We start from the raw sequence: 235 nt of genomic DNA, 5'->3' as shown, positions 1-235 counted from the left end.
CCAGCGGCAGCATCACGATCGACGGCACGACGCTGACCCAGGGCGAGATCACCGTCGACCTCACGACCGTCGCGACCGACGAGAACGCGCGCGACGAGTACTTCCGCAGCACGGCGGTCGACACCGGCACCTACCCGGAGGCGACCTTCGCCCTGGACGGGGACGTCGACCTCGCCGCCCTCGCGGCCGACGGCACGCAGACCGCGACCGTCGCCGGGACCCTGGAGATCAACGG

The 235-nt window shown here is 71.9% G+C and carries 1 protein-coding gene; it reads left to right on the top strand.

Translation table 11 applies throughout. The features are described 5' to 3' along the window. The coding region (locus MJ643_RS31260; RefSeq protein ID WP_247727395.1) for a YceI family protein at positions 1–235 on the top strand (235 nt) is incomplete at both ends.

Source organism: Pseudomonas sp. PNPG3, assembly GCF_023093815.1.
GTDB lineage: Bacteria > Pseudomonadota > Gammaproteobacteria > Pseudomonadales > Pseudomonadaceae > Aquipseudomonas > Aquipseudomonas asiatica.
This window is presented reverse-complemented; position numbering and strand designations above follow the sequence as displayed.